Source organism: Ruegeria sp. HKCCA4812, from assembly GCF_013034245.1.
In the GTDB taxonomy this organism is placed as follows: Bacteria; Pseudomonadota; Alphaproteobacteria; order Rhodobacterales; family Rhodobacteraceae; genus Ruegeria.
In genome coordinates this window covers 848,614-871,340 of record NZ_WQFQ01000001.1, presented here as the reverse complement: position 1 = coordinate 871,340, position 22,727 = coordinate 848,614, and the positions used below count along the sequence as shown (strand labels likewise).

Here is a 22,727-nt window from a genome sequence, read left to right as displayed (position 1 = left end):
CTTGCTTACCTCCACGTCTTCTTGCGTTTCCAACGGCGGCTTTCGCGTGCGCCTTCTTCCTGCACGCCAAGATAGAAGTTCTGGATGTCTTCGGATTTCAGCAACGTATCCGCAGCGCCGTCCATGACGATGCGGCCTACCTCCATCACGTATCCATGATGCGCCAGCCGCAACGCCGCATTGGCGTTCTGTTCGACCAGCAGCATCGTCATATGCTGTTCTTCGTTCAGACGTTTCAGAATGGCGAATATTTCCTGCACCAAAAGCGGTGACAGACCCAGCGACGGCTCATCCAGCAGCATGATGCGGGGACGGGCCATCAGCCCCCGTCCGATTGCCAGCATTTGTTGCTGCCCGCCCGAAAGGGTGCCGGCCTCTTGCGTGCGACGATCTTTCAGAACGGGAAAGTAACTGAAAACAAGCTCGCGATCCTGGTCGATCTGCACTTTGTCCGTTCGGGTATACGCGCCGAGGCTCAGGTTTTCATCGACGGTGAGCAGGGGAAACACCTCGCGCCCTTCGGGTACATGCACGATCCCGCGCTGGACGACGGTATGCGGCTCGGCCCCCTGAATGTCGTCTCCATCAAAGGTGATCGTGCCTTTTTCCGGGTCCATCACCCCCGAGACGGTTTTCATCAACGTCGTCTTGCCGGCACCGTTTGCGCCAAGGATCGAAACAATCGTACCTTCGTGAACGTCCAGCGAAACACCGCGAATGGCCATGATCGGGCCATAAAAGCTTTCGACATTTCGGATTTTCAGGATTGGCGCGCTCATGAAGCCTTCCCAAGATAGGCTTCGATCACTGCCGGGTGCGATTGAACTTCGGCCGGGGTCCCAAGCGCCAGTTTTGCGCCGTCTGCCATGGCCAGAACCCGGTCTGACACGCCCGAGACCAGGCCCATGTCATGTTCTACCATCAAAACGGTGATGCCCATCTGCCGTCGGATATCATCGATCCACCAACGCATGTCCGTTGTTTCTTCCACGGACAACCCCGAGGCCGGCTCATCCAGCAGCAAGAGTTTTGGGTCAGTTGCCAAAGCCCGTGCAACTTCGACCACTTTGCGCACGCCGTAGGGCAGCCCCGATATCATCTTGTCGCGATAGGCTTGCAGGTCGAGAAAGTCGATGATCCGTTCGACTTTATCGCGGTTTTCCAGTTCCTGTCGCTTTGCCGACGGGGTGAACAGAATCTCGGAAATCAAGTTTGTCCTGCGGTGGCGGTGGCGTCCGACCAGCAGGTTTTGCAGAACGGTTGCGTGTTCGAACAGCTCGATGTTCTGAAATGTCCGCGCCACGCCATAAGCGGCGACACCGGACGATTTGACCCGAAGCAGATCATGACCGTCATACCGGATCGCCCCGTCAACGGGATCGTAGAACCGGGAAATCAGGTTGAAAACAGTGGACTTGCCCGCACCGTTTGGACCGACGATGGCAAAGACTTCACCTTCCCGAACGTCGAATGACAGGTCATCCACCGCCGTCAGGCCGCCGAACTTGAGGGTGACATTTTCGAACTCCAGCAAGCTCATCTCAGACGCTCCGTCTTGAGATAGGATTTCTGCCGTTTGAACATGTCTTTTCGATAGAAGGGGAACAGCTCGAACCACGTGCGGATTTTCAGCCAGCGGCCATAGATGCCCATGGGTTCGAACAGGATGAAGGCGATCAGGATCATGCCGAAGATGCCGAACTCCAACCCCGGAATGGCGACTGTATTGCCGCCGAACAGGGCACCGGCATATTCTTTTGAGATCGACAGAAACTGCGGCAGGAACCCGATCACGATCGCGCCCAGAAATGCGCCATGGATCGATCCCAGCCCGCCGATGACGATCATCATAAGCAGTTGGATCGAGATCAGAACACTGAAGGTTTCGTTGTTGAACGCTCCGGCGAACAACCCCATCAGTGCCCCGGCCCAGCCCGTCACCGCGCAGGACAACGCGAATGAGATCATCTTTGTCCGCGCGATGTCGATGCCCATGGCCTGGGCCGAAACCTCAGAGTCGCGCACCGCGATGAAGCTGCGCCCCAAAGGCGCGCGCAGCAGGTTGATATATCCCAGTGTGACCAGCACGGTGACGGTCAGGACCAGCCAGAAAAACTGATCGGGCGTTCCCCAGCGGTCCACCAGATGGCCGAAGATTTCGACCCCGCCGACATATTTGCCCGCAACGCCGCCAGTGATGGGTTCGGACAGAACGATGATGTCGTCCATCAGGATCGAAAGAGCCATGGTGAAGATGGCCAGATAGATGCCATGCAGGCGCAGGGCAGGGATCGCAACGGTCACGCCCGCGATCCCCGTCAGGATGCCGGCCAGCGGAAAAGCGAGAAGGAAGGGCACCCCGGCTTCAATCAGGGCAACGTTGGCATAGCAGCCAAAAGCCAGAAAGGCTGCGTGGCCCAGACTGACTTGACCTGTATGCCCGGTCAGGACCATCAGACCCAATCCGGCAATGGCCCAGATCAGCACGTTTGTCAGCTCGCCCAGATAGAACTCATCCAGCCACCAGGGGGCTGCGGCAACCACCGTCAGAAGGATCAGATACAGGACAAGCTGGTAACGGTCTTTCCACGGGCGGATATCCTGCATGTAATCAGTTTTGAAGATGATCCGCATGGCTCAGACCTTTTTGACCCGAACCTGACTGAACAACCCGTTGGGGCGAAAGATCAGCACGGCAAGCAGCAGGGCGTATGGCGCGATCTGGCTGTAACCCGCCGCGATATAGCGGCTGGCGAAAGGCTCGATCACCCCGACGACAAGACCACCGGCCAGCGCCCCGGGCAGGCTTCCGAACCCGCCGATGACGGCGGCGGCAAATGCCTTGATGCCCAGCAATCCCGTTGTCGGATCCACGGCGCCCTTGGCGGCGAACAGAATGCCTGCAATCCCCGCCACGATCCCGGCCAGCGCCCAGATGAACCCCTGAACCCGCTTGACAGGCACACCCATGTAATACGCCGCCAGCTGGTTTTGCGACGCCCCCTGCATCGCCAGCCCGAGCTTGGAACGGTTGAAAAAGACGTAAAGGCCCCATGTCAGCAGGATGGTGACGACGATCACGGCGACATCCTCCAGGCCCAGCACAAGGCCGCCAAAGCGCAGCTCTTTCCCCGCAAGCGGGTTTTGCAGCGTTTGCGGTTCGTGCCCCCAGATCAATCCGGCCACGAAACGGATCACGAAGCCCAGTGCGATGGTCAGGATAACGACGGCGGTCTGACTTTCGCCAAACAGGCGACGGATGATCAGGCGATCCAGAAGATATCCCAATGCCCCCATGATCCCCAGCGAGATCGGCAGGGCCAGCCAGAACGGCAGGCCCATATATTCGGTATTGGTCAGGCCGATGGTGACAAAGGCCCCCAGCATCATGAAATCGCCCTGCGCGAAATTTACCGCTTCGGTCGCCTTGTAGATCAGAACAAAGCCAAGCGCGATCAGGCCATAGACACACCCGTTTGCCAGTCCGCTGATCAGCAGCTGCGCGTTATCCAAACTGTCCTCCCTCGACCGGTTTGCCGGTGTCGCGTTCCGCCCGCGCGCATCCTCCGGTGACGCGGGTTTGTTCTACTATGGCGTTATTATCACCTTGCCGTCACTCTTTTTCAGCGCATCAGCCAGGTTTGGTACAAGATTTCTGAGTGTAAGGTGTTCAGAAACATCCGTTTTCCAGCGCCCGTCTGCAAACCGGGCCTGAACCTCGGCCACAACTCGCATCTGATCGGCGGGCGGGGTCGACATCATCCAGCTTGTCAGCCAGAACCCTTCGATCCGCTTTCCCATGAAAATCAACTGCCCTGTCTGAGTCAGCGTCGGCGCCTCGGTAGACAGCTTGCCATAACTGATCCAGCGCGCCCGGTTGGGCATGGCACAGAACAATTGTTCGGACAATTGGTCCGTCACGGCATCCAGAAACACGCGCGGTTTCAGCTGCGCGCTCAGATCCGCAAACTTTGCGACAATGCCTTCGTCGGTTGTCACAAGCACTTCGGCCGCGCCAAGGTCTTTCAACATCTCTGCGGTCTCGGCCCGACGCACCAAAGCGATTGGCTTCAAACCCAGGTCCTGACCAAGGCTGCACATCAGTTTGCCCAACTGGCTGGTCGCGGCTGATACGACGAAGGCATCGCCGTCGGCCTTGGCCATATCCACCATGGCCATCGCCGTCATTGGATTGACGATCTGGGCGGCCCCGTCATCGTCCGAGATATCAGGGCGCAGAGGGATGCACATCTGCATCTGCGTGACGACATACTCCGCCCAGGCCCCCGATCCGGCGGCGACGAACGCGACGCGTTGCCCTTGCAGGGCCTCGGCGCCCTTGCCGGCGGCCACGACGTCTCCGCATCCTTCAAAGCCGGCGGGGGATCCCTTGACCCTCGGCTGCCCGTATTCACCCTTGATGAAATGCAGATCGGACGGATTGACCGAAGCCGCGCGCAAACGGATCAGCACCTGGCCCGGGCCGGGTTCCGGCGTGGGAACTTCGGCTTCTTCCAACCAGTCGGCGGCGTTTTCAATGGCTGGTCCGGTCGCCGTACCGGAATACCCGTCATGCTTTAGGATTGCGGCGAACATAGTCTGTGGCAGGTCGGTCATCGGTTGATCCTCCAGTTTGGCTGAATCAAAGCGCGCCCCTTGTCCGAAAAGCGTCAGACCAGTCGGGCAGGGCGCGGGCTTTTTGTCAGGCACAGCCAATCAAAAGCCGCGCAGGAGGTCAATTCAACGACACCGTAACGTAGGGGCAGCGCAGATGCGCCCCGGGGCAAAGGCCGACCCGTGGATCGGCCTTCAACACTTTACTGTTGGGTCAGCAGGTTGGTCAGTTCCTGAATTTTCTGAACGATCGTTTCAGGCGAATCCTTGATATCATTCACAATTTTGATCGCCTGATCTTTCAGATCGGTGGCCAGAGTGCTGTCCTGAAGGGATGTCATAATGCCATCATAGTCGAAGTTGGTCGGGTCCAGCTTGCCTTCCTGAATCCATGAGTTCAGCAACTCCTGCCCTTGACCGGCCAGCGCGGCCACCTGATCGCTGGCCTCCTGAGCAGCATCAGAGGCCTGATCCGCCACCGATGACGCGGCTTCGCTTGCCTGATCTGCAACCGATGACGCCGCTTCTGTCGCTTGGTCCGTCAGCGACGAAGCTGCTTCGGCAGCTTGTTCGGTCGCGGCATCGACAGCGTCAGAGGCAGCGTCCTGTACGGATGAAGCTGCGTCTGTCACCGCTTCGGCGGCTTCTTCTGCCGCGGTTTCCAAACGCTCGGCGGGTGTGGGTTCGGGTTGATTCAGGTAATAGTATCCGCCAGCGCCAATTGCGGCGATGACGATGGCAAGAATAACAGTACGCGACATGTGTGTCTCCTTTGGAAATTGTGTCGCCGGGATGCTCTAAAAATAACTCAGTTACAAAGGGGAATTCCCGATAATTCTCAGCAGAATAGCGTATAAGCCGGGCTATGCTCATTGTCCTTTGAAACGCGGCAAGAACACGCCTGCACAAAGATGTCGCGCCCTGTTTTGGCGGCGATCCGCCGGGAATGGCCCGCAGACGCAACCAATTTTCGGGCGCTTCTTGTGGGCTAAAAGGCAGCATTGAGCCTGCGTTGGGATAGTGGCGGAGAGACAGGGATTCGAACCCTGGGTGGGCTTGCACCCACAACGGTTTTCGAGACCGCCCCGTTCGACCACTCCGGCACCTCTCCGCGGGGGTCTGTGAGGGGGGGATTTAGTGAGGAACGGGCAGGGGTGCAAGCAGAAAATTCGGGAATTGAAGAAACCCGGGATTTTCCGTTGCCTGCCAGCGCAAAACTCCTAGTCTGATATCCATGATACAGTTTGTACGCCGCTCCGCCTTTTGGTTTCTGGCCCCGCTCTTTGCGCTTGTTCTGATCCCGTTGGAACTTTCCGCCGCCAGCCGTGATCGGATAGAGGCCTTTCTGACCACGACCGGGTTTGACGTTGCCCTGGAAAGCATCGCGCTGAGCTCGAGGTCTGCCCCCCAGATGCTGGGGATTGATCCCGATGGCTTCGGATCGGACTGGACGCGTCTGGCAGACGAAGTCTTTGACGTCGGCGCCATGCACGAGACCGCGGTTTCCATCCTCGAACAAACCCTGAGTGATGAGGCTCTGACACACGCGGTTGACTTTTATGCATCGGATCTGGGTCAGCGCTTGGTAGAGGCCGAGAACGCCTCGCATATGCTCGAGGACGATGAGGCCAAGCAGCTGGAAGGCCAAAAAATCATCGCAGACTTGATCAAGGACGGATCGCAACGGGTCGAAAGTTTCAAGCGTATGAACAAGGCGATCGATTCGACCGGTACCGCAGTGCGGGCCCTGCAAGAAATTCAGGTGCGTTTTCTTCTGGCAGCCAGCGCATCAGGTGTCATTGACCTGCAACTTGATGCGGATGAATTGCGTGCGCTGATGAAGCGGAACGAAGCCGGTATGCGCCAGTCGCTGCAACTGTCCAGCCTTGCGGGGGCAGCGTATACCTATCAGGACTTTTCCGATGCGGATGTCGACTCGTATGTCGAGGCGCTGGAACAACCCCTGATGCAGGAAGTGTATGAACTGCTGAACGCGATCCAATACGAAATCATGGCCATGCGGTTCGAAGTACTTGCGGCCCGAATGGCCGAACTGCATCCCGCGCAGGATATTTGATGCACCGCGTTTTTCTGGCGATTGCGTTTGTTCTGTGGGGCGCTCAATTGCTGGCCGATCAAAGGGTCGACCGGCTGGCGCAGGCCATGCACTTGTCGCATGTGATGGAAATTCTCGTACAGGAAGGTCAAGGGCACCGCGAGGAACTTGACGAAACGCTGTTGGACAATACCGGCGGCGCGTATTTTGAAGCGCAGGTCAAAGACATTTACGAACCGGTCTGGATGCAGAAATTCCTGACGGATGCCTTTGAGGCGGGTCTGTCCGTTGCGCAGCTTGATCAGGCGATCCTGTTTTTCGAAAGCGATCTTGGTCAGACGATCGTGTCGCTGGAAAACTCGGCCCGGCAGGCGATGTCGGACCCGGCCATCGAGGACATGGCCCGCGAAGCTTACGAGTCCGTTGAGCGCGATTCGACTCGTTTCGAGTTGGTCGATGAGTACATCCAGGCAAATGACCTTGTCGAAAAGAACGTTCATGGGGCGCTGAGTTCCGACTACAGCTTCTTTCAGGGTCTTGATGTCGACGCGCAAGGCGACGATCAGGAATTGCTGGCCGAACTTCTGTCACAGAAAGAAAGCCGCGCAGCGGAAACCGAGGCGTGGCTTTATTCCTTTCTTCTGATGGCCTATCGGCCGTTGGACGAGACCCAGATGCGTGAGAATATTGCGTTCTCCAGAACCGAAACCGGGCGCGCCCTGAATGAGGCGCTGTTCGACGGCTTTGACCGCATGTTCAACGATATCTCTTTCCGGTTGGGGCGGGCGGTCGCACAGACACTCAGGGCGTCTGATCTCTGACGACGCTTTGGTGTTGACTTTTCCCGGCGATCTATGGATAAGCGCGCATCCCGGCCGGTTTTCCGTGCCGGGTATCGTTATTATTTGACCCTTGGGATGTCCTGATGGTCATTCACACAGCCCGAAAAGGGCGCGCTGTTCGAGGTGGCTTTCAAGTGTCTTGGAGCCGGAAACTCCCGGAAGGGGACCACAGAACGCGGTTAGACAAAGGAAAGACGCATGTTTGCGGTCCTCAAGACTGGCGGCAAGCAGTACAAGGTTCAGGCGGGTGATATCCTCCGCGTTGAAAAGCTGGCTGCCGACGCAGGTGAAAAAGTTCAATTCAACGATGTTCTGATGCTGGGTGGCGACGCTCCGGTCGTTGGCGCACCGTTCATCGAAGGCGCGGGCGTTCAGGCCGAAGTTATCGAACAGATCAAAGGTGACAAGGTCATCAAGTTCGTCAAGCGTCGTCGTAAGCACAGCTCGAAGCGTACCGTTGGCCACCGTCAGAAGCTGACACTGGTCAAGATCACCGACATCCTGTCGTCGGGCGCTGACAAGTCGGGCATCAAGGCTGCAACCGGTTCGGCTCCGGCTGGCGAAGCGGCACCTGCTGCAAAGCCTGCCAAGAAAGCCGAAGCCAAGGCAGAGGCACCTGCCGCTGCTGCTGCGGACGATCTGACCAAGCTGAACGGCGTCGGCCCTGCCGCTGCCAAGAAGCTTGCCGAAGCCGGTATCGAGAGCTTTGCCGCTCTGGCCGCCTTGTCGGACGAGCAGATTGCTGCTATCGAAACGGTCAAAGTGAAACCCGAATGGGTTGAGCAGGCCAAAGAGCTGGCCAAAGGCTAAGGAGAGAGAGAATGGCACATAAAAAAGCTGGCGGTTCCTCCCGTAACGGCCGCGACTCAGCGGGTCGTCGCCTTGGCGTGAAACTGTATGGTGGCCAGGCTGCCATCGCAGGCAACATCATCGTGCGTCAGCGCGGCACCAAGTTCTGGCCGGGCGAAGGCGTCGGTATGGGCAAAGATCACACCATCTTTGCAACTACTGATGGTGCCGTGAAGTTCCACAAGGGGCTCAAAAACCGCACCTTCATTTCGGTCCTGCCAGTGGCGGAGGCCGCAGAGTAAGCCGAAACCCAGAAGGTTTAAGAAAAATTCATGGGGGACCGGCACAAAGTGCCGGTCCCTTTTTCGTTTTAACGCAGTCGTGATCAAACAAACCGATGACAGTTGCAACCACCAGTTTCCTGATCTTTGCCGCCAGCCAGGTCGGCACGCCGGGACCGGCCAACATGGTCCTGCTGGGTACTGGTGCGCGTTTTGGATTTCGCGCCGCGTTGCCTTTTGTCGGGGGTGTTATCCTTGGGAAGCAGTTGATCATTTGGCCGGTCGGCTTTGGATTGCTGCATCTCGCGGATCAGGCACCCGCGGTGTTTACGGTGCTTAAATACGCGTCAGCGGCCTATATTTTTTGGCTGGCGTGGAAGATCGCCAACACGCGTTTGTCGCGACAACAGGCTGAAGGGAACGCCCCCGGCTTTCTGGCCGGGCTGATTGTCCATCCGCTCAACCCCAAGGCCTGGGCCATGATCATTGCCGGGTTCACCGGGTTTGTGGCTGTGGGCACCCCCAGTTTCGAAGCGACGGTTACGATTGCTCTGTGTTTGTTGTTTTGCCAGGTGATCCTTCATCCGATCTGGACTTTTGCGGGCGATAGAATTGCCCATGCGGTTGAAGGACGACCCGTTGAAAAATATCTGATGTGGACGTTGGCAGGCCTTACGGTTGCGTCCGTACTTTTCGTGTTGTTCGGAGGAGGAACACACCCATGAAACTTGAAACAATAATAAATCAGCCGGTCATAGAAACCGAGCGGTTCGATCTGCGCCCTCTGCGTCGGTCGGATATGGGGCTGATCGAGCACTATGCCGGTGATGAGCGTGTGGCGCGCATGACGACGAGTATCGCGCATCCTTTGGCCCCCGGCTCGACCGAGGCCTTTGTGACGCGCTCGATGGCCGAGGACCGGGACGAGGACGTCTGGGTCATGGATGCCACCAAGGACGGCGGTCCGGAACTGATCGGTCTGATCACGCTGAAGCGGCTGGATCGGAACCAGTCCGAAGTGGGCTATTGGGTGGCGCCGATCTACTGGAACACCGGCATTGCGTCGATGGCTGTCGAAGCGCTGGTAAATGCCAACCCGCTGAAAAACGCGACGATGTTTGCCAGCGTGTTTCAGGACAATCCGGCCTCGGCGCGGGTCCTGACTCATTGCGGGTTCCAGTATCTTGGCGATGCAGAAAGCTATTCGGTGGCGCGTGATGCGAATGTGCCCACCTGGACATACAGTAAAAAACTCTGACTTGTGGCCGATGGGGCCTTTGCAGTAGGGGACAGACCATGAAATTTCTCGATCTTGCAAAGGTCTACATCCGGTCCGGGGCCGGCGGTAGCGGCTGCGTCAGCTTCCGACGCGAAAAATACATCGAATACGGCGGCCCTGATGGCGGGGACGGCGGTAAGGGCGGGTCTGTCTGGGCCGAAGTCGTGGACGGGCTGAACACCCTGATCGACTTCCGGTATCAGCAGCATTTCTTTGCCAAGAACGGCCAGCCGGGCAGGGGCCAGCAACGTACCGGCAAGGATGGCGATGACATTGTCCTGCGCGTGCCTGTCGGCACCGAGATCCTGGATGAGGATGAAGAAACCGTCATCTGCGATCTGACCGAGGTGGGACAGCGCGTTCTGCTTGCAAAAGGGGGCAATGGCGGTTTCGGCAACCTGCACTTCAAATCGGCCACCAACCAAGCCCCCCGGCGTGCAAATCCGGGGCAGGCCGGCATTGACCGCACGATCTGGCTGCGTCTGAAGCTGATCGCCGATGTGGGCCTGCTGGGCATGCCAAATGCAGGCAAATCGACCTTTCTTGCAGCCACGTCAAACGCGCGGCCCAAGATCGCGGATTATCCGTTTACCACGCTGCACCCAAATCTGGGTGTCGTAGGGGTCGACAATATGGAATTCGTGGTGGCTGACATCCCCGGCCTGATCGAAGGCGCGCATGAGGGCCGCGGGATCGGAGACCGCTTTCTTGGCCATGTTGAGCGCTGTGCCGTGCTGCTGCATCTTGTCGATGGTACCTCGGAAACGGTTGCCGATGACTACCGCACGATTATCCACGAGCTTGAGGCCTATGGCGGCGAGCTGGCCCAGAAACCCCGGATCACCGTCCTGAACAAGGTCGATGCGCTGGATGACGAAGAACGTGATATGGCCAAAGCCGAGCTTGAAGAGGCCGTTGGCGGCCCGGTGATGATGATGTCCGGTGTTGCTCATCAAGGTGTAACCGAGGTTTTGCGCGCGTTGCGCGGCCAGATCGATGACAATCGTGTGCGTCAGAAACCCGCTGAGGAGGCGCAGCCTTGGCAACCCTGACTTCAGCGCGCCGATTGGTTGTCAAAATCGGGTCGGCTTTGCTGGTTGATCGCGAAACCGGCCTGTTGCGCAAGGAATGGTTGTTTTCGTTGGCGCAGGACGTCGCATGGCTCAAGGGGCAAGGGACAGATGTAATCCTCGTCTCGTCCGGGTCGATTGCACTGGGCCGCGGCGTTTTGGGTCTGCCCATGGCGACATTGCCGTTGGAAAAGTCGCAAGCTGCCGCTGCCGTCGGGCAAATTCGTCTGGCGCGCGCATATGAAGAGGCGTTGACACCTCATGGGATCACCACGGCGCAGGTTTTGGTGACATTGGAGGACAGCGAGGATCGCCGCCGCTATTTGAATTCACGCGCGACCCTGGAAACGCTGCTGGGTTTGGGTGTCGTGCCGATCGTCAACGAAAACGATACCGTGGCAACGGATGAGATCCGGTATGGCGACAATGATCGTCTGGCCGCGCAAATTGCCGTGACCGTGGGGGCGGATCAGTTGATCCTGCTGTCGGATGTCGATGGCTTCTATTCGGGCAACCCCAACGAGGACGCCTCGGCCACGCGTTTCGAAACGATCGACAAGATCACGCCCGAGATCGAAGCCATGGCGGGCGATGCGGGCTCTGGTCTGTCGAAGGGCGGAATGAAGACAAAGCTGCTGGCCGCCAAGATGGCCACCGCGGGCGGATGTGCGATGGCGATCACTGAAGGATCGGTTCTGAACCCTCTGAAAACGCTGGAAAATGGCGCGAACTCGACATGGTTCACCGCAACGCTGGACCCGCATGCTGCGCGCAAACGTTGGATTTCGGCCATGAAACCTCGTGGCGAAATCACCATCGATGAAGGGGCTGCCAACGCGCTGGCAAATGGCAAAAGCCTGTTGCCCGCGGGTATTGTCGAAGTGACCGGCGATTTCGGGCGCGGCGACCCTGTCGCGATACTTGACCCCAAAGCCCGTCGGCTGGCGCAGGGGATCAGCCGTTACACCGCGCAGGAGGCTGACGCGATCAAGGGGCGCAAGTCGTCCGAGATCGAGGCGACACTTGGATATCCCGGCCGTGCGGCCTTGATTCACCGGGATGATCTGGCCCTGTAAATACTGAAAAAGATGACCTGAAAGGCACGCGACATGAAAGATTTCGACAGCATTCCCGCTCTGATGGCTGATCTTGGGAAACGTGCCAAAGCGGCATCGCGCGATCTGGCTTTTGCAAGCCCAGAGCGCAAACATGCCGCCCTGATTGCAGCGGCCGACGCGGTTTGGGCCAATCGGGCGCAGATCATCGAAGCCAACCGGAAGGATCTGGAGTTCGGCCGCGAGAAAGGTCTGAGCCCGGCGATGATGGATCGGCTGATGCTGGATGAGGCGCGTGTTCAGGGCATGGTCGATGGTCTGCGCGCAGTGGCTGATCAGACCGATCCGGTGGGCGAAGTTCTGGCCGAATGGGACCGCCCGACCGGATTGAAAATCCAACGCGTACGCACCCCGCTGGGTGTGATCGGCGTGATCTATGAAAGCCGCCCCAATGTCACGGCCGACGCAGGTGCGCTGTGTCTGAAATCCGGAAATGCGGTCATTCTGCGCGGCGGCTCCGAGAGCTTTCATTCTTCGACAGCAATTCATGCCTGCCTGGTCGAGGGGCTGAAGGCCGCCGATCTGCCGGAAGATGCGATTCAACTGGTGCCGACACGTGACCGTGCGGCGGTTCAGGAATTGCTGACCATGACCGACTATGTCGACGTCATCGTTCCGCGCGGCGGCAAGGGGTTGGTCGGGCTGGTCCAGCGTGAGGCCCGTGTGCCTGTTTTTGCCCATCTTGAAGGCATCGTGCACATCTATGTCGACAAGGCCGCTGATCCGCAGAAAACGCTGGACGTGGTGTTGAACGCCAAGACGCGCCGTACCGGGATCTGCGGCGCTGCCGAATGCCTGCTGATCCATCAGGACATCGCCGAAACGCTGGGGCGTGACGTGATCACCGCGTTGCTGAAAGCAGGGGTCGAGGTTCACGCCGAAGGCGCACTTGCGGTCGAGGGTACAATTTCCGCGACGGCGGAGGATTGGGGAAAAGAGTTTCTGGACAGCGTGATCGCGGCCAAGCCCGTCGCCGATATCGATGCTGCCATTGCGCATATCCAGCATTACGGGTCGAACCATACAGATTGTATCATGACCGAGGATGACACGGCCGTGGCCCGTTTCTTTGAGCGTTTGGATAGCGCGATCCTTATGCACAACGCTTCGACTCAGTTCGCCGATGGTGGTGAATTCGGGATGGGAGCCGAGATCGGTATCGCCACGGGCAAAATGCATGCCCGCGGCCCGGTGGGGGCAGCCCAGTTGACCAGTTTCAAATATCTGGTGCGCGGGAACGGAACGATTCGGGATTAAAAACGCAGCACAAGGCGGGTCGCGGCGGTTTCAACGGAAATGCGCCGACCCATCGCGTTTGCCGTTTCCGGCAGCAGAGCGAACTGGACCTGCGCGGGGGTAATCTTGTTGGGAAACCGGCCGGTTGCGACGTGTTTCCATAAGGTATTGTCTACGTTCAACTTGTCGGCAGTTCCGGTCACTGTCCAATTGGTGCCTTGGTTCTCGATCTCAACCTCTCCGCCCATCGGCATGGCACTTTCGCAGCACATGAGCGCAAGGAACGCCAGCTTGATTTGGTTGCGCGGCATGGGCTCGGTCATAAACCAGTCTACCCGCACCCGTCCGGTGCGTTCGATGTCCTTGAGCAGTTCGGCCACTTCGGCCCGGCCCAGCGGCTGTTCTCCTGCTGATCCGAAGGCAACCCGAAAAAACCGGATACGCGCGCCCGCACTGCCGACGCTGCCCGAGATCAACTCCATCTCGGGGCCCTGGACAGCACCAACCATGTCCAACAGTTCCAGCCCGTTGGTGATTGCCCCGATCGGGCTGATCAAATCGTGGCAGATCCGTGAGCCGATCAATTCAGCCAAGTTGACGTTCGTGTTGCCCATGCGTACCTCCTGCGGTATCTGCCGCAGGAACCGGAAGCCCCAAATGACAGACATGAATGCTATTCTTGCACCGGGCATGTTTGTTCGCCACCCGGATTTCCCCGAATGGGGTGTCGGACAGGTTCAGTCCAACATCGCAGGCAAGATCACCGTAAACTTTCGCGAGCAGGGGAAAGTGGTAATCGACGGAACACGCATCGCCCTGATGCCGGTCTTTGATCCGTGAAACTGGTTTAAGAAGAGTTAACGGAAAAGACCAGATCTCCACTTGTTGCCTTCCCCCGAAGAACTGAGGTATCAGCCGCGTTGATAAAACAGGATTGATAAGTCTGACATGCCGGACGCTGGCCCCTCGTTCACGATCAAACTGGCGGAAACCCAGGACGAACTGCGCGCAGCGCAGCGGTTGCGTTATGACGTATTTGTGCGCGAACTCGGCGGCGGAGGGGCGCTGGTCGATCATGTGGCCGGGCTGGAACGGGACCGGTTTGATCCCTATTTCGATCACATGCTGGCCATTGATGATGCGACCGGAGAAGTTGTCGGCGTTTACAGGCTGTTACCGGGTGATCGCGCTGCTGAATTGGGGCAGTTTTATTCCGAGGATGAATACGATCTGAGCGTTCTCAAGCAAAGTGGCCGCAAGTTGCTGGAACTGGGCCGGTCGTGCGTGCACAGGGACTACCGGGGCGGTACGGCCATGTTTCATCTCTGGAATGGTCTCTCTCGCTATGTGGCCGAACGCCAGATCGAAGTTCTGTTTGGCGTCGCCAGCTTTCACGGCACGGATGTTCAGGAACTGGCCCAGCCGCTGTCGATGCTGCATCACAATCATCTGGCGCCGCCAGACCTGCGGGTGCGCGCCCAGCCGAGCGTGTTTCAGACCATGGATCTTGTCGCACCGGACGCGCTGGATCGTCGCCGTGCTATGGTACAGGTTCCGGCCCTGATCAAAGCCTATCTGAGGCTTGGCGGGTTTGTGGGTGAGGGGGCGTTCATCGATCATTCCTTCAACACCACCGATGTGTGCCTGATCCTGGACACGACCCGTATGAACGAGCGGCAGAAGCGCATCTATGGCGGGGCTTGATCCGGTGAATGATCCGCTTTGGAACAGTGAGGATGCGCCGGATCCGATCGAACTGGGTTTTGTCGGCTGGATTCTTGTGATCCTGAGGGGCTTGCCCTTGGCCATGCTTGTGTTCGGTGGGCTGCTTGTTCTGTTGGCCATTCGACTGATCGAGTTGCCACTTTGTGGTGTTCGTCGCCCCGTTACACCGTTCATCAGCCAGTTCGTGTGCCGAAACGCGTTCCGAATCCTGGGAATCGGATTTCGCTGCTCGGGCGCGTTGATGAAGGAACACGGTGCCGTTGTCGCCAATCACACATCCTGGCTGGATATCTTTGCCCTGAACGCCCGAAAAAGGGTCTACTTCGTGTCCAAGGCAGAAGTTGCAACCTGGCCGGGTATCGGGTGGTTGGCACGGGCCACCGGGACCGTATTCATCGAAAGGGATCGCAAAAAGGCGCGCGAGCAGACGGCGATCTTCGAAGAACGCCTGAAGGCCGGACACAAGCTGTTGTTTTTCCCCGAGGGCACCTCGACCGACGGATTGCGTGTTTTGCCATTTAAAACAACGCTCTTTGCCGCTTTCTTCGCGGACGAACTGCGGGATTTCATGTATGTTCAACCGGTCTCGGTGGTGTTTCACGCGCCGAAAGGTCAGCCTGACCGGTTCTATGGCTGGTGGGGCGATATGGATTTCGCGCCTCATCTGCTCAAGACATTGGGCGCGCGTAGGCAGGGGTCTGTTGAACTGATCTATCACTCTCCGGCCCGGGTCAGGGATTTCGCCAACCGCAAGGAACTGGCGGCCCATTGCGAGGCGGCAGTGCGCCACGCGCATGCATTGGCGCGGCTTGAAAAATAAGGCTTTGACCCTTGCACTGCCTTCAAACCTGCCGTATACGCGCGCCATTCAAACCCGCAGGCGGGGTTTGGGCCTTGTAGGGGAGACATCCCTATCTGGCCCGCCGGTTGGAGCATTCGCTTCTTTCACCCCCGCCGAGGCGTAAACCGGAAAAGGAAAACATAGCATGGCTCTTCCCGAGTTCACCATGCGTCAGCTGCTGGAAGCTGGCGTTCACTTCGGCCACCAGACACAGCGTTGGAATCCCCGCATGGGCCCGTTCATCTACGGCTCGCGCAATGGCATCCACATCATGGACTTGACCCAGACCGTTCCGATGCTGGACCAGGCTTTGCAGGCCGTTCGTGACACCGTTGCCAAAGGTGGCCGCGTTTTGTTCGTTGGTACCAAGCGTCAGGCTGCTGGCCCGATCGCAGAAGCCGCTGAAAAGTCGGCTCAGTACTACATGAACCACCGCTGGCTGGGCGGCACGCTGACCAACTGGAAAACCGTTTCCCAGTCGATCAACCGTCTGAACCAGATCGACGAAGCGATGGAATCGGGCGCCGAAGGCCTGACCAAGAAAGAGCGTCTGGGCATGGAACGCGACCAGGCCAAGCTGCAAGCATCGCTGGGCGGTATCCGCGAGATGGGCGGCGTACCTGACCTGCTGTTCGTCATCGACGTCAAGAAAGAAGCACTGGCCATCGCCGAAGCCAACAAGCTGGGTATCCCGGTTGTGGCTGTTGTCGACACCAACTGCTCGCCCGACGGTGTTGATTACATCATCCCCGGCAACGATGACGCAGCCCGCGCAATCTCGCTGTACTGCGATCTGGCCGCACGTGCCGCTCTGGACGGTATGACCGCTCAGCTGGGTGCCGCTGGCGTTGATTTGGGTGAATTCGAAGAAGCGCCGGTTGAAGAAGCCGTTGCGGAAGAAGCACCCGCTGAAGAAGCTGCTCCGGAAGCCAAAGCCGAAGCGTAAGCTGCCCGTCACGTAAATGACATATGGGGCAGGGTAGACCTGCCCCAATTCCATTTGAATTGAGGAGAGCCTAAAGATGGCAATCACAGCAGCAATGGTTAAAGAACTGCGCGACTCGACCGGCGCAGGCATGATGGACGCGAAAAAAGCGCTGACTGAAACCGGCGGCAACATGGATGAAGCCGTTGACTGGCTGCGCACCAAAGGTTTGGCCAAGGCGGCCAAGAAATCGGGCCGTACCGCAGCTGAAGGTCTGGTTGCAGTTCACGTCGATGGCGGCAGCGGTGTTGCTGTTGAGGTGAACTCGGAAACCGACTTTGTCGCGAAAAACGCCGAGTTCCAGGAAATGGTCGGCAAGATTGCATATGCGGCTGAAGGCGTCGACAACGTAGAGCAGCTGCTGGCAGCGGATCTGGGCGGCAAGTCCGTCGCGGACACCCTGACCGACAAAATCGCCACCATCGGTGAAAACATGTCGGTGCGTCGCATGGCGAAACTGTCGGGCGACACCGTTGTGTCCTATGTCCACAATGCGGCCACCAACGGCATGGGCAAAATCGGCGTTCTGGTTGCTTTGACCGGTGGCGACGAAGCGATCGGCAAGCAGGTTGCAATGCACATCGCGGCCGTGAACCCGGCGGCCCTGTCCGAAGCAGACATGGACCCTGCAGTTGTCGAGAAAGAAAAGCAAGTCCAGATGGACATCGCCCGCGAATCCGGCAAGCCGGAGCAGGTGATCGAAAAGATGATCGAAGGCCGCATGAAGAAATTCGTCGCGGAATCGACTCTGCTGAACCAGCAATTTGTCGTGAACCCTGACCTGACCGTCGAAGCAGCGGCCAAGGAAGCAGGCGCGACCATCACCGGCTTCATCCGTCTGGAAGTTGGCGAAGGCATCGTGGTTGAAAAAGAAGATTTCGCCGCCGAAGTCGCCAAAGCCGCGCAAGGCTAAAAGGGCACAGGGAAAGTACCAGCAACGGCCTTTCCCAACAAATCTAAAGGGTTACGCACTGCGTAACCCTTTTTTCTGCCATCGGCGGATTTCAAAATTCTGAAATGAAGAGAAGAATTGGAGGGCCCCGCATGATGGGGATGGTCGAGGCCCCCCAAAATTCCGACACCGGTACGCGGACAAATAGGCGCCCCCTTGTCAGAGTGATCGGAGAGCTTTGTTATTGCAAAGATCCAATCCAATGTTCCCTGGCTAAAGCCACCACTCACGGAACACTCTCACTTTGCAACTTTTCCGATTGGTTTGAAAAGTAGTGATTTCCTTACCTAGGGTAAACTGACGCGGGATAGCGTCAAAATATTGCGGTTATGCTTCCATAATGAACATCTGGTTGTGCAGTGACGCCTTGAGAACCGCTTGCGCCGTCGTTTCGACCGAAAGCGCCTCGCGCGCGAGTCGCAGGTGCTTTTCCACCGTTGCAGATGTCAGACCCATCAGCAGCGCGATGTCCTGAGTGGTTTTCCCGTCACCAACCCACTGCAAAGCTTCGCGTTGGCGTTTGGTAAGTGCCCGGTTCGGCGGATGGAACGGCAATGTCAGGATTTTCAGGTGGGCGACATTGTTCATAAGTAGAATGTCGTCGCCGTGCTCTTCCCAGACCGCATCCACATCCTCCTGGCTCAACCCATTATTGGCCGACAGGGAAATCGCCCCTTTCGAGCGCATGGAAACCGAGTTGAAGCTGACGGTATATCCGGAAACCACGCCCATGGATTTGTTGAACTCGAAAACTTCGCGTTCCTTCGCGGTCATCGTCCCGCCCGAGTTCATGTCCTGCAACATTTTCCAACTGGCGGCGCCTTCGTTGTCCAAGGCCCACTTCAACATCGGAGCGTGAAAATACAGACCATCCTTGATGAATCCGTCCACATAGGCCCGTTTGTGGTTCGTCAGGATTACGAAATCTTCTGGATCACCCAGAGACGTGGCCGTCCGGAATTGCGTGTACCCATAGATCAGGCGGGTAAAACCAAATTCGGCCATTTGGCGGCAATGTGCATCCCACAGGTCTTCCAGGGTTTTGGCGTAGCTGACAAACCGAAGATATTCCTTGAGCTTCATGTCGTGCTGCCTGCTTTCAGATGAGCCGCGAGCGCATCCAGCGCGAGGATATAGCTGTGGGCACCGAATCCACAGATCTGACCCAGTGCGACCGGGGCTATGTAGGACCTGTGCCGAAACGTTTCCCGGGCATGAATGTTGGAAAGATGCACTTCGACAACCGGCAGTTCCACCGATGCAATCGCATCCATAAGGGCAATCGACGTATGCGTGAACGCGCCTGCGTTCAGTATCAGCCCGCTTTGTACACCGCGGGCCGCTTGAATGGCGTCAAGCAGCACACCTTCGTGATTGGATTGCAGGTGGGTGACGTCCAGCCCGATGGAGGCGCCATGCTGAACGCAACGATCCTCGATCATATGTAGTGTCGTGCTGCCGTAAACCTCGGGCTGCCGTGTGCCAAGCAGATTGAGGTTTGGGCCATTCAATACCAAAACGTTATGCATGTTTTCACGATCCCCATACTTGGTTCATAGACGCGAAAAGGCCGGGTTGTCTACCTGACTTTGGTGGATTGAATACAGACAGTTGCCCGGAAAACAGACCTTGAGATGGAAGAGGAAACCAAGTTCAGTCCTTCGACATGACGACACAGCGCGTCCGTTTGGACTTGGGCCGTGCATCTTCATCCGCATTTCGTTTGCGGGAAAACAGGTTTTCGGGCGCATTGTCGTCGGTTTCAGTATCGGAACATTGAAACTATTCGGGCTTATCGGCCGGCCCTTTGCGACGCTGAGTAATCCTTGCAAACCGTATCTGATGCGATTGAAGATTGTCATGTGGAATTTTGGTGCAACCCGGTTTCGTGCCAGCGCAGCGGACGGCTGATCGCCGTCAGAACAACAACGCTTTGAACCGGGTCGGAACGCAACAGAAATCAGATTTAGCAGAGGAACACGACAATGACCCCCGATACCCTTTTCTCGCTGCCCGGCAAAACCGCATTGGTCACCGGAGGCGCCACGGGTATCGGTCGGATGGCCGCAGAGGCGTTGGTCAGGGCCGGCGCGCGCGTGTTGATCGCTTCTCGAAACGGGGACGCCTGTGTCGCGGCCGCCGCCGAGTTGAATGCGCTGGAGGCACCGGGAAGTGCCGAAGGGTTTGCCGGAGACATCGGCAGCGAGGCAAGTATCGCCAAACTGGTTTCGGACATTCAGAACCGGACGGAAGGGCTTGATATTCTTATGAATAACTCTGGCGTGACCTGGGGGGCACCCTTGGGCCAGTTTCCTTATGACGCGTGGGACAAGGTGATGTCGGTCAACGTGGCCGGGGTATTCGAGCTTACCCAGAGGCTGCTACCAATGTTGATGCAATCCGGAACCGCAGACGATCCGGCCCGGGTCGTGAATGTTGGATCCGTGATGGGAGAGGTTCCCATGGGGGATGGCGCCTATAGCTATTCAGCCTCGAAAGCTGCGGTTCTGCATCTGACAAAAATCATGGCCAAGGAACTGTCGCCCTACCACGTGACGGTCAACGCGCTGGCTCCGGGGCCGTTCGTATCGCGGATGACAGCCTTTGCTACGGCGGATGAGGACAAGCGTGAAAAGGTCGGCAAGTCAGTGCCTCTTGGGCGCGTCGGCTGTGATGAAGATATAGCGGGGTGCGTGCTGTTTCTGTGTGGACGCGGGGGCAGTTATGTAACCGGTTCGATTATCCCGGTTTCTGGTGGGATCAACGTTGTAACGTCGGGCAATATCTTTGCCGAAGCTTTCTAAGTCGCGCTGCGATCAAAACCGATCCCGTTCACAACGTGTTGGATTTGTGTCGTTTCTTGTTTTTCGACAGTTCAATTTCCAGGTTCGGCAAGCTGTTCTTGCCAAAGAACATTTCAGGGCCGTAAAACAGGCTGGGAACGCCAAAAACGCCGCGGCGCACGAACGATTTGGTCTGATCCTTCAGATCCTGTTTGATTTCAGGGCTTGTCATGGCCTCGCGCAGCTTGCGAACCGGCAGTTCATTTTCCTGTAGAATGTCAATCAGAACGGCCAGTTCATCCGCCTTTTGGCCATGCACCCATATGGCATCAAAGATGGCGTTTATGTATTGGATTTCCCATGATTTACCACTAGCGAACCGGGCGCCGCGCATCGCAAATTTCGTATTGATCGGAAAATGCGGGCTCATGTGAAAGCTCAGCCCGCGACGCCGCGCGAACCGATGCAAGTCATGAGTAAGATAGGCGGTTTTCTGGCGGTTTTCGGAAAACGCCTGAAACGGGCTCTGGTTGTGCGTTGCCTTGAAAACAACGGGCAGAAGGACAGGGGAATACCTGATCTTGGCATTATGCCGCGCGGCCAGCTCTGGCAGCATCTTGTGGGCCAGAAAGGCATTTGGGCTGCAAAAATCGTAAACGAAATCTATGCTTTGCGTCATGCTATTCCTCCAGGCCAATCCGGCACGTCGCCGTCCAACAATTTACAAGCGAATCTGTGACGGTTTCACTGTATCACTTGGATTTAAGGCGTGCCTCTTGGCTCTGCTTGTATAACCATTCATTTCAGCCCGGGTTTTGCTGTTGTTTCAGGCCCTACGCGTACACGATATTAGTCAACTTCTGGTGGAACTCAAAAATGCTTCGAAAACAAGTCATGTTCGATGAAACGCGCCTGAGCCGGATTCGCATCTGGATGGACAGCTATGTTGAGCAGCGCAAGTACGCGGGTTCGACCTTTTTGCTGAAGCACGAGGGGGATGAGGTCTTTTTCCACTCCAGCGGCCTGCGAAATCTTGAAGAAGACTTGCCATTCCAACGCGATACGCTGGTGCGCATCTACTCGATGACCAAACCCGTCACGTCTGTTGCCTTGATGATGCTGGCGGAACGTGGGCTGTTTCACCTCGACGCACCGCTTTCGGATTTCCTTCCCGAGTTCAAACAGATGCAGGCTCTGGTACCCGGCGCGGACAAGCTGGATCAAACCGAGGACGCGGCAAGCCCGACCCTTCATCAGTTGCTGACCCATACCGGCGGTTTCAGCTATCCGTTCAACCCCGGGATACTGCCGGAGGCGATGGATGAAAAGGACCTTATATTCAAACCAAATCAGGGCCTTCTGAAAGATCGCGTACGTGAACTGGCAGAGTTTCCCTTGGCTTTCCAGCCCGGAACACGGTGGGAATATTCGGTTGGAACCGATGTGCTTGGGCGCGTTGTCGAGGTCGTCTCGGGACAGACCCTGGAACAATTCTTCCGGCAGGAAATCCTGGCGCCCCTCGAGATGCGCGAAACCGGGTTTTCCGTGCCCGACGGGGCAGGGGACCGGTTCGCCTCGCTTTATACGCCGCTGGCCGGCGACGCGATGGCGTTGAATTCCGCGGATCAGGGAGGCGATACCTTGCGGCTGGTGGATACCCACGAAACCTCTCCATTTGCGAATGCGACAACCTTCTCGGGCGGCGGTGGGCTGGTTTCCACAATCGATGACTATGTCAAATTCGTCGACATGCTTCGCAATCGCGGGTCCGGCAACGGGCATCAACTGCTTGGCCCGAAAACGGTGGACTTCATGATGCGCAACCACTTGTCGGGCGATATCGCCTCGATGGGACAAAAGAGCTTTGCGGAACAGCCCATGGAAGGCATGGGATTTGGCCTTGCAGGGTCGATTGTCCTCAATCCGGGTCGGGTGCGCGTGCCCGGATCCGTTGGTGATTTCAGCTGGGGTGGCATGGCCTCGACCTATTTCTGGATCGACTGGCAGAACGATCTGACGGCTGTGTTCTTCACGCAATTGTCGCCGTCCAGTTCCTATCCATCCCGGGCTGAACTCAAGGCCTTAGTGCACGCCGCCATGATTGAATGATTTTGCTCAGGCTGATACCCGGGTTTCGATCAATTAGCCCATGAGCAGAC

The 22,727-nt window shown here is 57.5% G+C and carries 26 protein-coding genes and 1 tRNA gene; 16 read left to right on the top strand and 11 right to left on the bottom strand.

Annotation, left to right across the window (positions count from 1 at the left end; translation table 11 throughout):
* Positions 1 to 5: 5 nt before the first annotated feature.
* The 7 genes from GOW04_RS04375 to GOW04_RS04345 form a co-directional block, all read right to left on the bottom strand.
* Positions 6 to 779 (bottom strand): ABC transporter ATP-binding protein, encoded by a 774-nt coding sequence (locus tag GOW04_RS04375; protein WP_152457954.1) that lies wholly within the window; start codon positions 777 to 779, stop codon positions 6 to 8.
* Entirely contained in the window at positions 776 to 1,540 is a 765-nt protein-coding gene (locus tag GOW04_RS04370; RefSeq protein ID WP_171231651.1) for an ABC transporter ATP-binding protein, read from the bottom strand. The genes GOW04_RS04375 and GOW04_RS04370 overlap by 4 nt, the downstream gene beginning before the upstream one ends.
* Positions 1,537 to 2,634: a branched-chain amino acid ABC transporter permease gene (locus tag GOW04_RS04365; RefSeq protein WP_171231650.1), complete on the bottom strand. Its 1,098-nt coding sequence runs from the start codon at positions 2,632 to 2,634 to the stop codon at positions 1,537 to 1,539. Before GOW04_RS04365 ends, GOW04_RS04370 begins: the two co-directional genes overlap by 4 nt.
* Before the next feature lie 3 nt (positions 2,635 to 2,637).
* Positions 2,638 to 3,513 (bottom strand): branched-chain amino acid ABC transporter permease, encoded by an 876-nt coding sequence (locus GOW04_RS04360; RefSeq protein ID WP_171168199.1) that lies wholly within the window; start codon positions 3,511 to 3,513, stop codon positions 2,638 to 2,640.
* 75 nt (positions 3,514 to 3,588) lie between these two features.
* Positions 3,589 to 4,617, bottom strand: coding sequence for an alcohol dehydrogenase catalytic domain-containing protein (locus GOW04_RS04355; protein WP_171231649.1), 1,029 nt, complete (start codon positions 4,615 to 4,617; stop codon positions 3,589 to 3,591).
* Between the two features lie 200 nt (positions 4,618 to 4,817).
* Positions 4,818 to 5,375, bottom strand: coding sequence for a hypothetical protein (locus GOW04_RS04350; protein ID WP_171231648.1), 558 nt, complete (start codon positions 5,373 to 5,375; stop codon positions 4,818 to 4,820).
* Between the two features lie 260 nt (positions 5,376 to 5,635).
* A tRNA-Ser gene (locus GOW04_RS04345) sits at positions 5,636 to 5,725 on the bottom strand.
* 123 nt (positions 5,726 to 5,848) lie between these two features.
* Here GOW04_RS04345 and GOW04_RS04340 point away from each other — a divergent pair.
* The 9 genes from GOW04_RS04340 (at position 5,849) to GOW04_RS04300 (ending at position 13,303) form a co-directional block, all read left to right on the top strand.
* Positions 5,849 to 6,691 (top strand): DUF2059 domain-containing protein, encoded by an 843-nt coding sequence (locus GOW04_RS04340; RefSeq protein ID WP_171168195.1) that lies wholly within the window; start codon positions 5,849 to 5,851, stop codon positions 6,689 to 6,691.
* Positions 6,691 to 7,491, top strand: coding sequence for a DUF2059 domain-containing protein (locus GOW04_RS04335; protein WP_171231647.1), 801 nt, complete (start codon positions 6,691 to 6,693; stop codon positions 7,489 to 7,491). Before GOW04_RS04340 ends, GOW04_RS04335 begins: the two co-directional genes overlap by 1 nt.
* Before the next feature lie 219 nt (positions 7,492 to 7,710).
* On the top strand, positions 7,711 to 8,322 hold the full coding sequence (locus GOW04_RS04330) for a 50S ribosomal protein L21 (RefSeq protein ID WP_152457962.1): 612 nt from the start codon (positions 7,711 to 7,713) through the stop codon (positions 8,320 to 8,322).
* 11 nt (positions 8,323 to 8,333) lie between these two features.
* Entirely contained in the window at positions 8,334 to 8,603 is a 270-nt protein-coding gene (gene rpmA, locus GOW04_RS04325) for a 50S ribosomal protein L27 (RefSeq protein ID WP_039535512.1), read from the top strand.
* A gap of 95 nt (positions 8,604 to 8,698) precedes the next feature.
* Positions 8,699 to 9,307, top strand: a complete 609-nt coding sequence (locus GOW04_RS04320) for a LysE family translocator (protein ID WP_171231646.1) — start codon at positions 8,699 to 8,701, stop codon at positions 9,305 to 9,307.
* Positions 9,304 to 9,840, top strand: coding sequence for a GNAT family N-acetyltransferase (locus GOW04_RS04315; RefSeq protein ID WP_152457964.1), 537 nt, complete (start codon positions 9,304 to 9,306; stop codon positions 9,838 to 9,840). The genes GOW04_RS04320 and GOW04_RS04315 overlap by 4 nt, the downstream gene beginning before the upstream one ends.
* Positions 9,841 to 9,878: 38 nt before the next feature.
* Positions 9,879 to 10,913, top strand: coding sequence for a GTPase ObgE (gene obgE / locus GOW04_RS04310; protein WP_171231645.1), 1,035 nt, complete (start codon positions 9,879 to 9,881; stop codon positions 10,911 to 10,913).
* Positions 10,901 to 12,007 carry a glutamate 5-kinase gene (proB, locus tag GOW04_RS04305; protein ID WP_171231644.1) on the top strand — a complete coding sequence of 369 codons (1,107 nt, stop codon included), beginning with the start codon at positions 10,901 to 10,903 and terminating at the stop codon, positions 12,005 to 12,007. Before obgE ends, proB begins: the two co-directional genes overlap by 13 nt.
* A 33-nt stretch (positions 12,008 to 12,040) precedes the next feature.
* On the top strand, positions 12,041 to 13,303 hold the full coding sequence (locus GOW04_RS04300) for a glutamate-5-semialdehyde dehydrogenase (RefSeq protein WP_171231643.1): 1,263 nt from the start codon (positions 12,041 to 12,043) through the stop codon (positions 13,301 to 13,303).
* Here the strand turns inward: GOW04_RS04300 and GOW04_RS04295 are convergent.
* On the bottom strand, positions 13,300 to 13,896 hold the full coding sequence (locus tag GOW04_RS04295) for a histidine phosphotransferase family protein (RefSeq protein ID WP_171231642.1): 597 nt from the start codon (positions 13,894 to 13,896) through the stop codon (positions 13,300 to 13,302). The genes GOW04_RS04300 and GOW04_RS04295 overlap by 4 nt on opposite strands.
* A 43-nt stretch (positions 13,897 to 13,939) precedes the next feature.
* On the opposite strand from GOW04_RS04295, the gene GOW04_RS04290 reads away from it, so the two are divergent.
* The 5 genes from GOW04_RS04290 to tsf all read left to right on the top strand — a co-directional run bounded on the left by GOW04_RS04290 (position 13,940) and on the right by tsf (position 17,746).
* Positions 13,940 to 14,122: a DUF3553 domain-containing protein gene (locus tag GOW04_RS04290; RefSeq protein ID WP_050602459.1), complete on the top strand. Its 183-nt coding sequence runs from the start codon at positions 13,940 to 13,942 to the stop codon at positions 14,120 to 14,122.
* 108 nt (positions 14,123 to 14,230) lie between these two features.
* Complete coding sequence (locus GOW04_RS04285; protein ID WP_171231641.1) at positions 14,231 to 14,986, top strand: GNAT family N-acetyltransferase; 756 nt, start codon at positions 14,231 to 14,233, stop codon at positions 14,984 to 14,986.
* Entirely contained in the window at positions 14,973 to 15,827 is an 855-nt protein-coding gene (locus GOW04_RS04280) for a 1-acyl-sn-glycerol-3-phosphate acyltransferase (RefSeq protein WP_171231640.1), read from the top strand. Before GOW04_RS04285 ends, GOW04_RS04280 begins: the two co-directional genes overlap by 14 nt.
* 166 nt (positions 15,828 to 15,993) lie before the next feature.
* Positions 15,994 to 16,794: a 30S ribosomal protein S2 gene (gene rpsB / locus GOW04_RS04275; RefSeq protein ID WP_152457971.1), complete on the top strand. Its 801-nt coding sequence runs from the start codon at positions 15,994 to 15,996 to the stop codon at positions 16,792 to 16,794.
* Positions 16,795 to 16,870: 76 nt separating this feature from the next.
* Positions 16,871 to 17,746 carry a translation elongation factor Ts gene (gene tsf / locus GOW04_RS04270; protein WP_171231639.1) on the top strand — a complete coding sequence of 292 codons (876 nt, stop codon included), beginning with the start codon at positions 16,871 to 16,873 and terminating at the stop codon, positions 17,744 to 17,746.
* A 366-nt stretch (positions 17,747 to 18,112) separates the two neighbouring features.
* Here tsf and GOW04_RS04265 read toward each other — a convergent pair whose 3' ends face one another.
* Both GOW04_RS04265 and aroQ read right to left on the bottom strand, forming a co-directional pair.
* Entirely contained in the window at positions 18,113 to 18,868 is a 756-nt protein-coding gene (locus GOW04_RS04265) for an autoinducer binding domain-containing protein (RefSeq protein WP_152457973.1), read from the bottom strand.
* A complete protein-coding gene (gene aroQ, locus GOW04_RS04260; protein WP_171231638.1) occupies positions 18,865 to 19,314 on the bottom strand; it encodes a type II 3-dehydroquinate dehydratase in 450 nt (149 codons plus the stop codon). The genes GOW04_RS04265 and aroQ overlap by 4 nt, the downstream gene beginning before the upstream one ends.
* Positions 19,315 to 19,770: 456 nt before the next feature.
* Here aroQ and GOW04_RS04255 point away from each other — a divergent pair, with 456 nt between their 5' ends.
* Positions 19,771 to 20,589, top strand: a complete 819-nt coding sequence (locus GOW04_RS04255; RefSeq protein ID WP_171204757.1) for an SDR family oxidoreductase — start codon at positions 19,771 to 19,773, stop codon at positions 20,587 to 20,589.
* Between the two features lie 28 nt (positions 20,590 to 20,617).
* Here the strand turns inward: GOW04_RS04255 and GOW04_RS04250 are convergent, their stop codons facing one another.
* A complete protein-coding gene (locus tag GOW04_RS04250; protein ID WP_171231637.1) occupies positions 20,618 to 21,247 on the bottom strand; it encodes a 2-hydroxychromene-2-carboxylate isomerase in 630 nt (209 codons plus the stop codon).
* Positions 21,248 to 21,444: 197 nt separating this feature from the next.
* Between GOW04_RS04250 and GOW04_RS04245 the strand changes: the two genes are divergently transcribed.
* Positions 21,445 to 22,677 (top strand): serine hydrolase, encoded by a 1,233-nt coding sequence (locus GOW04_RS04245; RefSeq protein WP_171231636.1) that lies wholly within the window; start codon positions 21,445 to 21,447, stop codon positions 22,675 to 22,677.
* Positions 22,678 to 22,727: the final 50 nt, after the last annotated feature.

Excerpts from the sequence above, each read along its gene's own strand:
- GOW04_RS04350 (WP_171231648.1), bottom strand. The coding sequence starts at position 5,375 with ATGTCGCGTACTGTTATTCTTGCCATCGTCATCGCCGCAATTGGCGCT.
- GOW04_RS04300 (WP_171231643.1), top strand. The coding sequence starts at position 12,041 with ATGAAAGATTTCGACAGCATTCCCGCTCTGATGGCTGATCTTGGGAAA.
- rpsB (WP_152457971.1), top strand. The coding sequence starts at position 15,994 with ATGGCTCTTCCCGAGTTCACCATGCGTCAGCTGCTGGAAGCTGGCGTT.
- GOW04_RS04245 (WP_171231636.1), top strand. The coding sequence starts at position 21,445 with ATGCTTCGAAAACAAGTCATGTTCGATGAAACGCGCCTGAGCCGGATT.
- GOW04_RS04320 (WP_171231646.1), top strand. The coding sequence starts at position 8,699 with ATGACAGTTGCAACCACCAGTTTCCTGATCTTTGCCGCCAGCCAGGTC.
- aroQ (WP_171231638.1), bottom strand. The coding sequence starts at position 19,314 with ATGCATAACGTTTTGGTATTGAATGGCCCAAACCTCAATCTGCTTGGC.
- GOW04_RS04370 (WP_171231651.1), bottom strand. The coding sequence starts at position 1,540 with ATGAGCTTGCTGGAGTTCGAAAATGTCACCCTCAAGTTCGGCGGCCTG.
- GOW04_RS04295 (WP_171231642.1), bottom strand. The coding sequence starts at position 13,896 with ATGGGCAACACGAACGTCAACTTGGCTGAATTGATCGGCTCACGGATC.
- GOW04_RS04255 (WP_171204757.1), top strand. The coding sequence starts at position 19,771 with ATGACCCCCGATACCCTTTTCTCGCTGCCCGGCAAAACCGCATTGGTC.
- obgE (WP_171231645.1), top strand. The coding sequence starts at position 9,879 with ATGAAATTTCTCGATCTTGCAAAGGTCTACATCCGGTCCGGGGCCGGC.
- tsf (WP_171231639.1), top strand. The coding sequence starts at position 16,871 with ATGGCAATCACAGCAGCAATGGTTAAAGAACTGCGCGACTCGACCGGC.
- rpmA (WP_039535512.1), top strand. The coding sequence starts at position 8,334 with ATGGCACATAAAAAAGCTGGCGGTTCCTCCCGTAACGGCCGCGACTCA.
- GOW04_RS04365 (WP_171231650.1), bottom strand. The coding sequence starts at position 2,634 with ATGCGGATCATCTTCAAAACTGATTACATGCAGGATATCCGCCCGTGG.
- GOW04_RS04335 (WP_171231647.1), top strand. The coding sequence starts at position 6,691 with ATGCACCGCGTTTTTCTGGCGATTGCGTTTGTTCTGTGGGGCGCTCAA.
- GOW04_RS04280 (WP_171231640.1), top strand. The coding sequence starts at position 14,973 with ATGGCGGGGCTTGATCCGGTGAATGATCCGCTTTGGAACAGTGAGGAT.
- GOW04_RS04265 (WP_152457973.1), bottom strand. The coding sequence starts at position 18,868 with ATGAAGCTCAAGGAATATCTTCGGTTTGTCAGCTACGCCAAAACCCTG.
- GOW04_RS04315 (WP_152457964.1), top strand. The coding sequence starts at position 9,304 with ATGAAACTTGAAACAATAATAAATCAGCCGGTCATAGAAACCGAGCGG.
- GOW04_RS04340 (WP_171168195.1), top strand. The coding sequence starts at position 5,849 with ATGATACAGTTTGTACGCCGCTCCGCCTTTTGGTTTCTGGCCCCGCTC.
- GOW04_RS04250 (WP_171231637.1), bottom strand. The coding sequence starts at position 21,247 with ATGACGCAAAGCATAGATTTCGTTTACGATTTTTGCAGCCCAAATGCC.
- GOW04_RS04375 (WP_152457954.1), bottom strand. The coding sequence starts at position 779 with ATGAGCGCGCCAATCCTGAAAATCCGAAATGTCGAAAGCTTTTATGGC.
- GOW04_RS04355 (WP_171231649.1), bottom strand. The coding sequence starts at position 4,617 with ATGACCGACCTGCCACAGACTATGTTCGCCGCAATCCTAAAGCATGAC.
- GOW04_RS04290 (WP_050602459.1), top strand. The coding sequence starts at position 13,940 with ATGACAGACATGAATGCTATTCTTGCACCGGGCATGTTTGTTCGCCAC.
- GOW04_RS04330 (WP_152457962.1), top strand. The coding sequence starts at position 7,711 with ATGTTTGCGGTCCTCAAGACTGGCGGCAAGCAGTACAAGGTTCAGGCG.
- GOW04_RS04285 (WP_171231641.1), top strand. The coding sequence starts at position 14,231 with ATGCCGGACGCTGGCCCCTCGTTCACGATCAAACTGGCGGAAACCCAG.